The 14,082-nt window shown below is 35.8% G+C and carries 14 protein-coding genes; 2 read left to right on the forward strand and 12 right to left on the reverse strand.

Annotated elements, in window-relative coordinates; all coding sequences use genetic code 11:
• Positions 1–16: 16 nt before the first annotated feature.
• The 9 genes from trmD to aas form a co-directional block, all read right to left on the reverse strand.
• Positions 17–769: a tRNA (guanosine(37)-N1)-methyltransferase TrmD gene (trmD, locus tag A9G22_RS03090; RefSeq protein WP_065587512.1), complete on the reverse strand. Its 753-nt coding sequence runs from the start codon at positions 767–769 to the stop codon at positions 17–19.
• A 16-nt stretch (positions 770–785) separates the two neighbouring features.
• A complete protein-coding gene (rimM, locus tag A9G22_RS03095; RefSeq protein WP_065587513.1) occupies positions 786–1,316 on the reverse strand; it encodes a ribosome maturation factor RimM in 531 nt (176 codons plus the stop codon).
• Positions 1,317–1,339: 23 nt separating this feature from the next.
• Entirely contained in the window at positions 1,340–1,588 is a 249-nt protein-coding gene (gene rpsP / locus A9G22_RS03100; RefSeq protein ID WP_065587514.1) for a 30S ribosomal protein S16, read from the reverse strand.
• A gap of 270 nt (positions 1,589–1,858) precedes the next feature.
• Positions 1,859–2,233: a DUF956 family protein gene (locus A9G22_RS03105; RefSeq protein ID WP_065587515.1), complete on the reverse strand. Its 375-nt coding sequence runs from the start codon at positions 2,231–2,233 to the stop codon at positions 1,859–1,861.
• A 159-nt stretch (positions 2,234–2,392) separates the two neighbouring features.
• Positions 2,393–3,304, reverse strand: a complete 912-nt coding sequence (locus tag A9G22_RS03110; protein WP_065587516.1) for a PTS system mannose/fructose/sorbose family transporter subunit IID — start codon at positions 3,302–3,304, stop codon at positions 2,393–2,395.
• Positions 3,305–3,320: 16 nt separating this feature from the next.
• Positions 3,321–4,121 carry a PTS mannose/fructose/sorbose transporter subunit IIC gene (locus A9G22_RS03115; RefSeq protein WP_065587517.1) on the reverse strand — a complete coding sequence of 267 codons (801 nt, stop codon included), beginning with the start codon at positions 4,119–4,121 and terminating at the stop codon, positions 3,321–3,323.
• A 17-nt stretch (positions 4,122–4,138) separates the two neighbouring features.
• Positions 4,139–5,113, reverse strand: coding sequence for a mannose/fructose/sorbose PTS transporter subunit IIA (locus tag A9G22_RS03120; RefSeq protein WP_065587518.1), 975 nt, complete (start codon positions 5,111–5,113; stop codon positions 4,139–4,141).
• 141 nt (positions 5,114–5,254) lie between these two features.
• Positions 5,255–6,172 (reverse strand): N-acetylmuramic acid 6-phosphate etherase, encoded by a 918-nt coding sequence (gene murQ / locus A9G22_RS03125; protein ID WP_065587606.1) that lies wholly within the window; start codon positions 6,170–6,172, stop codon positions 5,255–5,257.
• 499 nt (positions 6,173–6,671) lie between these two features.
• Positions 6,672–8,813, reverse strand: coding sequence for a bifunctional acyl-ACP--phospholipid O-acyltransferase/long-chain-fatty-acid--ACP ligase (gene aas / locus A9G22_RS03130; RefSeq protein WP_065587519.1), 2,142 nt, complete (start codon positions 8,811–8,813; stop codon positions 6,672–6,674).
• 192 nt (positions 8,814–9,005) lie between these two features.
• Between aas and A9G22_RS03135 the strand changes: the two genes are divergently transcribed.
• Positions 9,006–9,980 carry an ornithine cyclodeaminase family protein gene (locus tag A9G22_RS03135; protein ID WP_075508338.1) on the forward strand — a complete coding sequence of 325 codons (975 nt, stop codon included), beginning with the start codon at positions 9,006–9,008 and terminating at the stop codon, positions 9,978–9,980.
• A 68-nt stretch (positions 9,981–10,048) separates the two neighbouring features.
• Here A9G22_RS03135 and gpsA read toward each other — a convergent pair whose 3' ends face one another.
• Genes gpsA through A9G22_RS03150 form a run of 3 tightly spaced genes read right to left on the reverse strand, consistent with a single transcriptional unit; the run spans position 10,049 to position 12,054 of the window.
• Positions 10,049–11,065: an NAD(P)H-dependent glycerol-3-phosphate dehydrogenase gene (gene gpsA / locus A9G22_RS03140; RefSeq protein ID WP_141669955.1), complete on the reverse strand. Its 1,017-nt coding sequence runs from the start codon at positions 11,063–11,065 to the stop codon at positions 10,049–10,051.
• A 40-nt stretch (positions 11,066–11,105) separates the two neighbouring features.
• Complete coding sequence (gene secB, locus A9G22_RS03145) at positions 11,106–11,588, reverse strand: protein-export chaperone SecB (protein WP_065587522.1); 483 nt, start codon at positions 11,586–11,588, stop codon at positions 11,106–11,108.
• A 25-nt stretch (positions 11,589–11,613) separates the two neighbouring features.
• Positions 11,614–12,054: a rhodanese-like domain-containing protein gene (locus A9G22_RS03150; protein ID WP_065587523.1), complete on the reverse strand. Its 441-nt coding sequence runs from the start codon at positions 12,052–12,054 to the stop codon at positions 11,614–11,616.
• 584 nt (positions 12,055–12,638) lie between these two features.
• On the opposite strand from A9G22_RS03150, the gene glnA reads away from it, so the two are divergent.
• A complete protein-coding gene (glnA, locus tag A9G22_RS03155) occupies positions 12,639–14,048 on the forward strand; it encodes a glutamate--ammonia ligase (RefSeq protein ID WP_065587524.1) in 1,410 nt (469 codons plus the stop codon).
• Positions 14,049–14,082: the final 34 nt, after the last annotated feature.

The following is a 14,082-nucleotide window of genomic DNA, read 5'->3' on the forward strand; positions in this document are numbered from 1 at the left end:
TAGTTATACTGAAATATTAATTGCCTTGTTTGTCACTGTATTCACGTTTAAATTCAGCGAGTAAACATTGCTCTTCATCAGTCAGAGCTAGATTTGCAAGAAGATCTTCTCTTCTTAACCAAGTTCGTCCTAGTGATTGTTTTAATCGCCAGCGACGAATCGCTTCATGGTGACCAGACATTAATACGTCAGGCACCGCCATTCCATCTAACACCTCAGGCCGAGTATAGTGTGGACAGTCAAGTAAACCGTTAGCAAAAGAGTCCTCTTGTGCCGATGATTGGTGATTTAACACGCCAGGAATAAACCTTGCTAATGCATCAATCATGGTCATCGCCGGTAATTCACCGCCACTTAATACGTAATCCCCAATTGACCATTCTTCATCAATTTCAGTTTGGATAACGCGTTCATCTATGCCTTCGTATCGTCCACAAATCAAAATTAATTTTTGCTTTTGTGACAATTCGCAAACACCTTGTTGGTTTAATTTGCGCCCTTGTGGGGAAAGATAGATCACTTTTGTATCGTTACCAGCCACTGCTTTTGCTGCATGAATTGCATCTTTAAGTGGTTGTGCCATCATTAACATGCCAGGTCCACCACCATAAGGTCTGTCATCGACAGTCTTATGCTTATCATGCGCAAAGTCGCGCGGGTTCCAATATTCTACTGTTAACAGTCCGCTTTTAACGGCTCGACCAGTTACGCCATAACAGGTAATAGCTTGAAACATTTCGGGAAAAAGGCTAATTACGCCAATCCACATAGTTTTACCTTACCAATTAAAAAGCTGGATCCCAATCGACTACAATCATTTTTGTTGTTAAATCAACTTGTTTTATAAATTGATCATCAACAAAAGGGATTAAACGTTCTGTTGCACCAAATGCATCTTTTAGATTTGCTTTTACCACTAATACATCATTTGAACCGGTTTCCATCAAATCTGTTACCTGTCCTAAATCATAACCGTTAATTGTTTTTACTCGGCAGCCAATGAGATCCTTCCAATAATAATCACCATTGTTAAGTGATGGTAATTGCTCTGCATCAACAAATATTTCGATATTGGTTAATGCAATTGCTTGATCACGATCATCAATACCTTTAAGTTTCACAATCATATCATGATTATGCGGTTTAAAGCTTTCTACGATTACTTCTTGCCATTTTCCTGCACGTTGGATATACCAAGGTGTGTAATCAAAAATGCTATCTGGAAATTCTGTAAACGAAAAAATCCTGAGCCATCCGCGAATGCCGTAGCTTGAACCAAGTTTACCAACAATAATAAGATTCTCAGTATTCATCATTACAGTGACTTTTAATGACTAAATTAAGCAACTTTTTGTGCTTGTCTGATTAGTGCATTAACACGATCAGAAACAGTTGCACCTAAACCAACCCAATGATTTACGCGATCAAGATCTAAGCGTAATTCTTCCGCTTTACCTTGTGCAATTGGATTAAAAAAGCCAACGCGCTCAATAAAACGACCATCACGTGGGTTACGGCTATCAGTGACAACTACTTGATAAAAAGGGCGCTTTTTAGAGCCACCACGAGCTAAACGAATAGTTACCATAACATCCTCTTAAATTAAAAAATAATCTTTTTTCTGCCCAACATGGACAAAATCAAAGCCCCAGAATTATACTCTTTCTAGTAAAAAGTGCAATGACTGTTTATTAGCGATGCGATGTAATATTGTTTGTTTTAAGCTAAATTAGAAAAGAATGGATAAAAATAATACTGGCTATGATTTATTTAATTTAAGTGTAAACCAACAGATATTATAAAACAGGTGGTTTAATTTGATACTTAATTTATTCATCATTAGGATTGTGTGGTAATACTAATTTTTGTTCTTTTTTGGCAAAAAAGCGCGTTTTAATACGTCAAAGAAACCTAGTGATCTGACCATTTTTTGCCTGTCAACGTAACCCCGAATCGCTTTTAACGTTTTTTTAGGTTCTTTAGATGCAAAGGTAAAAGTACCATTTCTTTTAGTTTGGATTGAATAACGCGGTATCCATCTACCACCAAATAGTACAGATGCTATCACATAATCGACCTCATCCCATGGAATTTGGATATATTTGCGAGGATCATGTTGATGATAAAACTCGAATGCTTTATCGCCAATCATAATTTGTCCATATTCGGTAAAAGTGGTAAAAAATGTGGCTTTAACGGTTAGGTCTATTTTTGTGTTTAATGATTGGACCATTTATGTGACTTCCATATTAAAAAATAGGGCTAATATAATTGTTTTTTATGATTTGATAAGCCATAAAATTGCTAATTGTTTTTGCAAAAATTATTAATAATAAAAGCATAATTTAATTTATAAATTATGCTTTTATTATATTTTATTTAACGCTTGAAATTATAAAAGTCCAATGACATGTCCTGCAATACCCACTATAAATAAACCAACGATAATTAAAATTGGTGATACTTTTTTACGTAATAACCACATACAGAAAAATGTTAGTAGTAGTGGCATTAGCCCAGGTATCAATTGATCTAAGTTATTTTGTAAAGTGGTGACTTTTTCTTGAGTGAGTGATAGCCCACTTTGCATCTCAATGAGTGCTTTTTGAATACCTTCAGCACCTATTGGTAAGGTATTCCAATCAATAAATGCACCATTGTCTAGTTTGACGGAAGATACGACAGGTTGAAATTTTATTGATACCCACCGTTGTACTAGCGCTGCAAGGACAAACATCCCTAAAATAGAAGCGCCTTTGGTGATTTTTTGTAGTAATCCTCCTGATAAATTATCGGTGATTTTAGAACCAGTACGATACCCAAATTCTTGGGTATACCACATAAAACTCCAACGAATAATATTCCATAGTAAAAAGAATAAAATAGGTCCCATAATGTTACCACTAAGTGCAAGTGAAGCACCAAGCGCACCGAGCATTGGGCGCACGGTAAACCAAAATACAGGATCACCCACACCAGCTAATGGTCCCATCATACCGACCTTTACCCCTTGAATTGCCACATCATCGACAGCTGCACCATTTGCTCGTTCTTCTTCAAGCGCTAGTGTTACACCTAGTACTGGAGAAGCTAAATAAGGGTGAGTATTAAAAAATTCTAAATGACGTTTAAGCGCTGCAGAGCGATCTTCCTTGGTAGTATATAATTTTTTGATAGCAGGGATCATTGAATAAACCCAACCACCATTTTGCATACGTTCATAATTCCAAGATCCTTGGAGGAAAGTCGAACGCCAAGCAACGGCTAAACGATCTTTTTTGCTTAATTGAATTCTATCAGTCATTTTTTTCTCCAAGTTTCTAGTAATCATTTAAAATATCATCAAGAGGATCGCCTTTGTCTCCTCCATTTGAAGAATTACCACGTTCAGAAAGGCTAAGGTAAATTAATGCTAATGCGATGCCTAAAGCACCGAGTGCAATGAGAGTTAATTGCGATATTGCAGCAACAACAAAACCAATAATGAAAAATGGCCATACTTCACGGTTAGCCATCATATTAATCACCATCGCATACCCCACAGCAACAACCATACCCCCACCAATTGCCATGCCTGTTGTTAACCATTCAGGCATTGCATTTAATGTTTCTTTAACTGTTTCAGCTGGAATGAACAGTAAAGCAGCTGCGGGAAAAGCGATACGTAAACCTTGTAAACAGATACCTAAAATTTGTAACCATTCAATTTTTCGAATATTGCCTTCTTTTGCTGCAGCATCCATCATGTGTACTAAAGGAACAGCAATAGTTCGCACAATCATGGTTAAGAATAACCCAGCAACAGCAAGTGGAATAGCAACCGCTATGGCTGTTGATACGCCAGCTACACCTTGACCACCTAATACTAAAATAATGGATGAGGCAACAGCTGCCAGTGCAGCATCAGGAGCTACCGCCGCACCGATATTGGCCCAGCCCAAAGCAATCATTTGTAACGAGCCACCCAGTACAACGCCTGCTTCTAAGTTACCGGTGACAAGTCCAATCAAAGAGCAAGCCACTAATGGTTGGTGGAATTGAAACTGATCTAAAATACCTTCCATACCAGCTAGGAAGGCAATAACTATCACTAAAATAATAGCAATAATTGATAATGCCATAATATAACCCTCTTAAATTAATTATTTTTCTCAGCTAATTCTTCTTTCGCTTTTTTCAATAATTCGTCCATATTGCTGTTAGAATCATTAGGTACTTTGCGAACATCAAATTTCACGTTTTTGGCTTTTAATTTTTCAAATGTTTCAACATCATCAGCATTCATTGATAACACTTTATTTACCATGACTTTACCAACGGAATGCGCCATTGAGCCAATATTAAGGACATTAATATCGACACCACCGTCTATGGTTCGTAGAACATCTTGTGGGTTTTCAAATAAAAGTAAAGCTTTGGTATTACCAAAACGTGGATCGCGTGAAACTTCGATAATTTTTTTAATTGGAACAACATTTGCTTTTACGCCAGGCGGCGCAGCTTCTTGGATGAGTTTTTTTCTTAAGTCATCTTTTGCAACTGAATCAGAAACAACAATAATACGGTTAGGGTTGGTTGATTTTGTCCATGCTGTTGCAACTTGGCCATGTAATAGGCGCGAATCTACACGAGCTAACACGATTTTCATTTTACCATTACCAAGGACTTTTCCTTCTGAGATAGTACTTGAAGTCTTAGCATTAGCAGAGGATTTTGTCGGTATTTTGACGGTTGTTCTTACGCCCTCTTTGCCTGGTTCAATAATTGCTGCAGCAATTTCTTTCGCAGTTTCCATTGAAAAGCGAGAAGAATAAGCTTCAATTAACATAGGTAAATTCAAACCAGCAACAATAGCCCAATTTCCATGTTCTTCACATAAATTGTTAGCCTGATTAAATGGCGTGCCACCCCATAAATCCACTAAAAACAATATTTCTTCTTGATTATCAAATGTTGCTATTGCTTCAAGCATTCTTTCTTTTAAACTTTCAGGGCTGTCACTTGGATGCAAGGTAACTGCTTTAACATTTTCTTGTTCTCCAAATATCATTGTTCCTGATTGTAAAATACCTTCTGCAAACTCACCATGAGTTGTTAGGATAATACCAACCATACAACTACCTCCTAATTTTTATATTAATTTCATAATATAAAGTATATAAATTAAAAATATTTAGTTATTTTACAACGCAAAATAAGCTAAGAATATGTACTCATCACAATTTGATCAAAAACTTAAATTTTCTATTGTTTATTAAAGCAAAGTTAGTTCATGTTGTAGTGCTTGACGAATGAAACCATGTTCTTTTTTAAGTTTATGTTCGGCTTGCTCTGCATTTAAACCTGAAAGAATCATCAAAATAGCAGTTTTACAATGCTTGTTACTCTCTGCTAATGTGGCAATGGCTTTTTCTCGACTGCAATCGGTGGCTTGCATAACAATGGATATTTGCCGTTCAATAAGTTTAGCGTTGGTAGCTTCTACGTCAACCATTAAATTACTATAGACTTTACCAATTTTGATCATGCTTGCAGTGGTTAACATGTTGAGCACTAATTTTTGGGCCGTACCTGCTTTCATTCTTGATGAGCCAGTAATTACTTCTGCACCAACAATCGGGGTAATGGCGATATTGGCTAAATTAATCATTGGTGCTGTAGGGTTACAGCATAAGCTAATTATTGTTGCTCCAATTGATTTAGCATATTGCATACCACCTATTACATAAGGTGTGCGTCCACTAGCAGCAATGCCAACTAAAATGTCGTTTGAGCTAAAATTGATGTTTTTCAGGTCATGAACAGCCAATTCAGGGTTATCTTCGGCATTTTCAACCGCCTTGAAAATAGCAGGCTGTCCCCCAGCAATTAAGCCAATGACTTGTTCAGTTGGCGTGCCATAAGTAGGTGGGCATTCACTTGCATCTAAAATACCTAGACGACCAGAAGTGCCAGCACCAAGATAAATTAATCGACCTTGATTTGAAAATCCTTGGCTAATTGCATCAACAGCTTTTGCTATGTTTACTAGCTCTTTTTCAACAGCGAGTGCAACTTGTTTATCTTCACGATTGATGATTTGAAGTATTTCTAATGTTGAACAGCTATCAATCTTTTCGCTGTTTGAATTGCGACTTTCGGTTAACATTCCCAATAGATTAATTTTCTGCATTTTTCTTAATCCTAACCATAACAAAAATATCACTATAGCAGATAAACCACCAAAGCCAACACTTAGGGTAATCGTTAATGTATAAAACTCTAGCATTATTTTTACCGCTGTACATTTGATTGACTTTTTGACTCAAATAACACTGTTGGTACTAACTAAATCTTTACCTAATTAAGTTGTCGTGGAATATTTTGTCGTATGGTAGGTAATTTAGAAATAAAAATGTTAGCACTAACTGCGAGCCCGTACGTTAATACGCAAGTAAGTAGGCACTTACACTAAGAGCGTTAATATAACCACCAGCTATCGAATCAAGTAAATTTGCCACAATGATCGATGCTTCCATTAACTTATTTGCTGTAATTAAATTTTCTACATGGGGAAGTTAAGATAGCAAAAAAAGATTGTGTTATAGGTAAATGCTGAAAAAAAGCGCCAGCATGGTAGTAACCATGCCTTTGCTTAACAGAGAATGTTGTTTCATATGACATTCTTTGTTTTATTCGTTAGCCATTTTTTGTAGGGTAATAAAATCAATTTTACCTGTACCTAATAGTGGTAATTCATTAATCACACGAATGTCACGAGGAATAGCTAATGTAGGTATACCAAGTTCTTGAGATGCTTGGTTAAGTTGTTCTCGATTTAATTTTGTCGAGGTAGTAAATAGCACAATAGCTTCACCTTTGGCTAAATCGGCTTTAACTGTTGCGCCGTGCATGGCATCAGTGTCGACTTTTTTAGCTAATGATTCAACACTTTCTAATGAAACCATTTCGCCCGCAATTTTAGCAAATCGTTTTAAGCGTCCTTTAATTGTGACAAAGCCTTCGTTATCGATAGCAACGATATCACCGGTATCATACCAACCTTTTTGGGGCTGTCCATGTTCATCGATTGCTACTGGTTCCTCAAGTTTACCCGGATTTTCAACACGCAAATAGCCTTTCATCACATTAGGGCCTTTAACTTGCAATTCTCCACCATCTTTAATACCTGGAACATGAATTAATCTCGATGTCATACCTGGCAATAACCGACCTACTGTACCTGCTTTAAACGCCATTGGGACATTAAGTGCCACAACAGGTGCACACTCAGTAACGCCATAACCTTCTAAAATACGAATACCATATTTATCTTTCCATTGCTCTCGTACTGTGTCTGATAATTTTTCTGCTCCAGCAACAACGTAGCGTAAACGAAACAAATCATATGGATGCGCATAACGAGCATAATTTGCCAATAAAGTCGGTGTACCAAATAAGACAGTACAATTTTGATTATAAATAATTTCAGGTACTATACGATAATGTAGTGGGTTTGGATATAAAAATGTACGACTACCTGAAAACAGCGGTAAAAATAATCCAGCTATAATACCAAAAGCATGGAATAAAGGTAGTGCGGACATAAAGCGATCGAGTGGAGTTGGATCAATAACGGTTCGAATTTGCTCAACATTAGCAAGCAAACTAGCATGGCTATGGACAACACCTTTAGGGTTACCTTCTGAACCTGATGTAAACAATACTAGTGCTTCGTCATCACTTGATTGAGGGCATTTAACTAAACGAGGGATATATTGATGAACTGCGACATAAAGTTTATCTTTAAAGGTTAAACTGTTACGTAGATCTTCAAGGAAATACCACTTAACATCTTTTATTTCTTCAAGGAGGTAATCAAGCTTTCCTTTTCGAATAAATTTGCGTGAAGTAATAATTGTTTTAATTTCAGCGGCTGTAATTGCACAAGTCAGCCCTTTGATGCCAGCTGTATAATTGAGCATCGCTGGAATTCGGTTTTTAACTGATAAGCCAAAAATTGTCGAAATGGTAATAGTTGCATTAGGCAATAATACGCCAACTCGTTCTTTTTCGGTAGTGAATTTAGCAATAATACAGCTAACGCCAATGATTTGTTTTAACAAATTACGATAAGATATTTCGTTAGTTGTCGGATCTTGTACCATTTTCGATTTCGCACCATAGCGAACTTGCGCTTCAAGTAGTGCCTCAAATAGAGTTAATTTGGGACGACTTTCCATACGTGCATTCATCATAATTTGATGAAGTTTTTCACCCGCAATATAATGCGTTTCACTGGTTTTAGGTGAATCAGGTATTGAAATAGATGCCGGTTCAAGTACATGAATGGTTATTTTAGGAAATAAACGACGTTTAAACAATCCTTTCAAACGACTGGTTAATGTAAACTCAGCTCCTTCAATCCATACTGGCACAATTGTTGCTTGAGAACTAGCAGCAATAAAAGCCACGCTATCATAGATTTTCATTAATGAGCCAGTTACAGTAATTCTCCCTTCAGGAAATATGACCATTGGGCGGCCTTTTTCAACTTCGCGAACTAATTGCTTAATTACCATTGGATCAAGGGGATCCATTGGTACCAAATCAACATAACGCTTCGCTAAGCGGACTAACCAATGATTGATATAATCAGTATAAATAGCAAAAACGGGTTTTACTGGTAAAAATACGCCGATTAAAATACCATCTAAAAAAGATACATGGTTAGGTGTAATAAGAAGTCTGTCTTGTTTTAAATTGTTAAGATTACCATGAATTCTGACATGGAATAAAATCTTTAATAAAAATTTTAATACTTTAAATAACATCGGATCCCTCAGTTATTGTGCAAAATTAAAACATATAATAATAATGAAAATGCTTAGAATATACAAGAACTGTGATTTATCTTATTTTTTAATATATAAAATAAATTGTTATAATTTAATTCGCAATGAATTTTGATTTAATAAATAGATACTAAAATCTAAAATAAGTATGGAAATCAATAAGGAACAAAAATGCTCATTTTAACGGCCACAGATATTGAAAAATTTTATACTATGAAAGACGCGATAGCTGCGGATAAACAAGCTTTGAAAATTTATACTCAAGGAAACAGTGATGTACCATTACGAATCAATTTCGATATGAAAAAAGGTCAATGCTTGTTTATGCCCGCACATATTAAAGGTAGCGATATTGTGGGTATCAAAATTGTCTCAGTATTTCCTGATAACCCTAAATTGGGAAAACCATCAGTTCCTGCACAAGTTTTAATGTTAGATCCACAAACTGGCGAAGTTTGTGCCATGTTAGATGGTACTTTTGTTACTGCGCTTCGCACAGGAGCCGTTCAAGGTGCAGCCACTGATTTGTTAGCTCGTAGAGATGCTTGTAGAGCAGTGTTGATCGGTACTGGAGGGCAAGCAATATCGCAATTAGAAGCAATGTTAACTGTTCGTTCACTTACTGATGTAGCTATTTTTGATATTGATACACAAAAAGCAAAACAGTTTACTGATGAAATGAAACATCGTTTTGCCCATTTTTCTACTCATCTTTATTTTTCTCAAAATTTGGATGAAGACATTAGCCAAGCCGATATTATTACTTCTGTCACGACTTCAAAAGTTGTGACATTTAATGGCGATAAAGTGAGAGCTGGTACGCATATTAATGGTGTGGGAGCTTATACACCAGAGATGCACGAAATTCCTGAAAAGATTGTTGAAAAAGCTAATATTCGCGTACTTGATACCAAGGAGGGAGTATTTGCTGAAGCTGGTGATATTATTGAACCAATTAAACAAAAATTGGTATCGGAAGATGATTTTTTAGAATTAGGAGATTTAGTTATAGATCCCACTCAATGCCGCCAAAACGATCAGCAAATTACGATTTTTAAAAGTGTTGGAACAGCAGTATTAGATGTGTATATTGGCTACGATATCTACCTTAAAGCAAAAGAAAAAGAAATAGGTATATATTTATAATAATTTGTAATTAAGTTTAGTAACTTTTTTCAAAAAGTTCTAGGTAAATAGGTGGTTAAGTATAAAAGTTAGCTTTTCAGTTCTGCTTTTTGTGAACGCCTAAGTAATGTCATCGCTGCTTGTTTCGGTGCTTTATGTTCATAAAGGACTTGATAAATTTGTTCAGTGATTGGCATATCAACATGATATTTTTGAGCTAGTAACCAGACTTCTTTTGTATTATTGCGACCTTCAACAACTTGAGCAATAGCATCTTGAGCTTCTTGCACTGATTTGTTTTGGCCCAGTAAGATTCCAAAACGACGATTACGAGATTGATTATCTGTACAGGTTAAAATCAGATCGCCCAATCCAGCCATTCCCATAAATGTGGCAGGATCGGCGCCTAATACTGCGCCTAAACGCATCATTTCGGCAAGTCCGCGCGTAATTAATGCTGTTCTGGCATTAGCACCAAAACCAAGTCCATCTGATAATCCAGCACCAATAGCGATAACATTTTTAATAGCCCCTCCAAGTTGCACGCCAACGAAATCTTTACTGCTATAAACACGGAAACTTTTACTACAATGGAATAATGTTTGCAGTTGATTTAAAAAACGCTCATCATTTGATGCAACAGTTACTGCTGTTGGCAATCCAGATGCGACTTCTTTGGCAAACGTTGGGCCAGAAATAACCGCTAATGGGATTTTATCGCCCAAAATTTCTTTTGCTACATCTTGCAGTAATCGACCTGTATTTACTTCAAGCCCTTTTGTTGCCCAAACGATTTTCGTACCTAAGCGTAAAAACGGTTTGATTTGAGTAAGAATACCTGCGAAAGCGTGACTTGGCACCACAATAAGTAAAATGGGTGCTGCTGAAATTGCTGATTCTAAATCACTTTCAATTTGTAACAAAGCAGGGAAAGGAATATCCGGCAAAAATTGTTTATTTTGCCTATCATGCCGCAAAATGTTCATTTTATCAGGATTATGTCCCCACAATAAAGTTGAGTGACCATTTCGCGCCAGTAAAATAGCTAAAGCGGTTCCGTAAGAGCCTGCGCCTATTACTGTTATCTCAGCATTTTTTTTCATAATAATATAATAAACCTATTATTAGTTAATTGCAACACAATGACTATTGTAGTGTTTCTTTAGATTCGGTTTCAGCTTCAGCTTGTTGTTGTTGAATATAGTTCATAAATAGTGCTTCAAAATTTACTGGTTCTAAATTCACTTGTGGGAATGTGCCTTTGTTCACTAAACTTGAAATTACTTCACGAGCATAAGGGAACAAAATATTTGGGCAATAAGCGCCAACACAATGTTGAATTTGGCCTTCATCGAATCCGATAAGTGAAAAAATACCAGCTTGAGTCACTTCACAAATATATACAATTTCGTTTTGTTGTTTTACTGTCACAGTGATGCGTAATGCAACTTCGTATACATTTTCGCTTAAAACTAGTGAGGATGAATTTAATTCAACGTTCAGCTCCGGTTGCCATTGTTTTGTGAAAATTTCAGGAACATTGTTAGTTTCGAATGAAACATCTTTAGTATAAATACGTTGAATAGCAAACTGAGTTTCGGATTGTTGCGTATTGTTTTGTTCTGTCATGATAAAACCTTATTTTTAAATAATATTATTTTCTTACCAGTGGTAAATTATCGCTGTTCCATCCAGCAATACCGTCTTTTAATACAAATACATTTAAAAAACCTTGTTTGACAAGTGCTTCACCTATACTTGTTGATGATAAACCATTTGCGTCAATTAAAATAACAATGTTTTCTTTAAATTTTTCAATTTTTTTTGTACTCGCATTTTTAATGTCAACAGGCAAAATGTTGTAGGAGTCTGTGATGTGCCCTTTTTTAAAGTTATCAGCAGAGCGAATATCAATAATAACTGCATTTTGCTTATTAATCATATGAATTGCTTGAGGATTATTGATAATTTTAACCTTGGATAGTTTACCTTTAATGGTTAGTACAATAATTGAAATAAACAGTACAACCCAACCTAAGGAAAGTAAGATGTGATTTTTTACAAAAGGTAGAATTTCGAGTGTAATAAAGTCCATACTTGTATGATTACCTAGTTTTTTCAATATAAAGGAAGATTATAGCGATATTGTGTAACGAAATACAGTGCCAATAACTGAAAAATTGTTTTTATAGTAATTTGTTTTATTTAAAATGGTTATAAAAAATGGTTGGTATAATAGAAAGCTGCAGTGCAATGAAATGAAGTTATCTTTATGTTTTTATTTTTGTTTTTAAGAGTAAGTAAAAAATGCAGGGATAACATAATCTCTTATTTAATCTTCTCTGGTAACAAAGAACCAATATAGTTTAAATCGCATTATGTTTATGTTGCTGAATATAGCAATTACTTGACAGTTTATCATAGTTTCAAATATGAGTATTGTGGATTTAATATTTAAACAACGGTGATATATTATGAACCATCTCGATGCACCAAATTAGATTTAATTGCTTTATTTTGGTGCAATTGTAATATTTATCATATTATTGGTGCCTGTAAATCCTGTAAAAACAGAGCTAAAAAACTGGCATCATATTTGCATATGTTATAATAATTTGGGTAAGAATGCCTTATAATATAAACTGAACAATTATTATTTGTCCTCAACGGAGAAGATACATGTCTACACAACAAGTTTTAACACTAATTAAAGAAAATGATGTTAAGTTTATCGATTTACGTTTTACTGATACAAAAGGTAAAGAACAACACGTTACGATTCCTGTTAGTCAAATTGACGCTGATTTTTTTGAAGATGGTAAGATGTTTGATGGTTCATCAATTGCTGGTTGGAAAGGTATTAATGAATCAGATATGGTGTTAATGCCAGATGCGTCAAGTGCTGTTATCGATCCGTTTTTTGAAGATGTAACATTAAATCTCCGTTGTGACGTTTTAGAACCTGCAACGTTACAAGGATATGACCGTGACCCACGTTCGATCGCTAAACGTGCCGAAGAGTATTTAAAATCATCAGGTATTGCAGATACTGTTATTTTTGGACCTGAACCAGAATTCTTTTTATTTGATGATGTTCGTTTTGGTTCGCCAATGTCTGGTAGTTTTGTGCATATTGATGATATTGAAGCGGCATGGAATTCTGGTACAAAATATGAAGAAGGCAATAAAGGGCATCGCCCAGGCGTAAAAGGTGGATATTTCCCACTTCCACCCGTTGACTCATCGCAAGATATCCGTTCTGAAATGTGTTTAATTATGGAACAGCTTGGCTTAGTGGTTGAAGCTCACCATCATGAAGTGGCAACTGCGGGTCAAAACGAAATTGCTTGTCGCTTTAATACGCTAACTAAAAAAGCTGATGAAGTACAAATCTATAAATATGTCGTACAAAATGTGGCGCATGCTTACGGTAAAACAGCGACGTTTATGCCAAAACCAATGTTTGGTGATAATGGTTCTGGTATGCACTGTCACCAATCATTAGCAAAAGATGGCGTAAATTTATTCGCTGGGGATAAATATGCGGGTCTTTCAGAAATGGCACTATTCTATATTGGCGGTATTATCAAACATGCGAAAGCCATCAATGCATTTACTAACCCAGCAACTAACTCTTATAAACGTCTAGTACCGGGCTATGAAGCGCCAGTTATGCTTGCGTATTCTGCACGTAACCGTTCTGCGTCAATTCGTATTCCTGTTGTGACTAGCCCTAAAGCACGTCGTATTGAGGTTCGCTTCCCAGATCCAGCAGGTAACCCATACTTATCATTTGCTGCGCAGTTAATGGCTGGTTTAGATGGTATTATTAATAAAATTCACCCTGGCGATGCGATGGATAAAAACTTATACGATTTACCACCAGAGGAATCTAAATTAATTCCTCAAGTCGCGGGTTCTCTTGAAGAGGCACTTAATGCATTAGATGCAGATCGTGAATTCTTAACACGTGGTAATGTCTTTACTAATGATACAATTGATGCATATATTGATTTAAAACGTCAAGATGTTGATCGTGTACGCATGACGCCACATCCAGTTGAGTTTGAAATGTACTATAGTCTATAAGTTAATTTATAATAATTTAAACTATTAAACCACC

This window comes from Gilliamella sp. App2-1, from assembly GCF_001690255.1.
Taxonomy (GTDB): Bacteria; Pseudomonadota; Gammaproteobacteria; order Enterobacterales; family Orbaceae; genus Gilliamella; species Gilliamella apicola_G.